Here is a 1,328-nt window from a genome sequence, read left to right as displayed (position 1 = left end):
GGGTTGGACGGCGCGGCGACGAGGCCGGTGGCGGCCGCAGCCGGGATCGCGGCGAACGGGAAATGGCCGAGCAGCGCCGGCGCGAAGCGCAGGCGGCCCCCGTCCGGCGGCAGCAGGCCGCGCTCGCGAAACACCCGGTCGAGCGAGATCGCGCAGGAAGCCGGGCTGAACCGGCTTTCCAAGGTGATCCGTGCGAAGGCGCCGAGCCGGGCGAGCGCCTGGCGATCGGCGACGAGCTCGACGAGGGCATCGCCCAGTGCGCCGGGCTCGACCGGGACGAGCCGCCCGGAGATGCCGTCGATCACCGAGCTGGTCAGGCCGGCGGTGCGATAGGCCAGCGTCGGCGTTCCGCACAGGCCGGCCTCGATCGGCGTCTGCCCCAGCGTCTCGAGCCGGCTCGCCGTGACGTGCAGGTCGCAGGCGCCGTACCAGGCGGCCAAGTGCGACTCGTCGGCGATCAGCCCGGGCGCGAACAGGTTCGGCAGGGCGAGGCGCGCGGGATGGTCGAGCCGGCCGATCGCGACGAAGCCGACGCCGGGACCGGCGACGCGGCGCAGGGCGTCGGCGAGATCGCCGACGTTCTTGTCCGGACCGTCGAGCACCACCGCCGAGACCAGGATCAGCAGGTCGTCGGCGGGAAGCCCGAGTCTGCGGCGCAGGGCCGAACGATCGCAGGGCCGGAAGACGCTCGTCGGAAAGGCCAGCGCCAGGGGCGCGACCACGGCGCCCGGCGGCGCGAGCGCCAGGGCGCGCGACGCCGTCCAGGCCGAGTTGGCGAGCAGGATCGGACCGTCCCGCCGGGCGAGCACCGCACGCTTGCCGGCCTGCGCACCGGCGATGCGATGCCGGCCGAGCTGCGGATACTCGTCCGGCGTCGGGCAGGCGGCGTCGCAGCCGACGGTCTCGATCCGGGCACAGCCGCGGGGGTGGGCGCAGCGGCCGGTCAGCGGGAACAGGTCGTGCAGGACGAGCGCGACGGGCCGCTCGGCAGCGAGGCGCCCGGCGACGGCGAGGCTTCGGGTGGCGCCGTGCAGGTTTCCGGCGAGCACGAGGTCGTGGTCGCCGGCGTGGATCGCGGCTTCGGCGACGGGAAACGCATCGGTCCATTCCGCCGCGGCGGGCGGCGATTCGTCCGCGAGCACGAACTCCGCGACGCGGTGCCCGGCGAGCCGCAGCGCCTCGCCGATGCGCCGATGCGCGATCCCGGCACCGCCGGCATGCCCCGTGCCGGTGAGCGAGGCGATCGAGAGGGAAGCGGCACCACTCTTCCCTCCCCCCTTGGCGGGGGAGGGTACCCTGCGCAGCAGGGGGGGAGAGGGGAGCGACGG

1 protein-coding gene is annotated in these 1,328 nt (G+C 75.5%); it reads right to left on the bottom strand.

What is annotated here, in order from left to right; genetic code table 11:
• A partial coding sequence (locus tag FV230_RS28355) for a glycosyltransferase (protein WP_147844725.1) occupies positions 1 to 1,328 on the bottom strand: 1,328 nt, incomplete at both ends.

Origin of the sequence: Methylobacterium sp. WL6 (assembly GCF_008040095.1) — a bacterium.
Lineage (GTDB): Bacteria > Pseudomonadota > Alphaproteobacteria > Rhizobiales > Beijerinckiaceae > Methylobacterium.
Note: the sequence above shows the minus strand (reverse complement) of the source record. Positions and strands in the feature narration are given on the sequence as shown.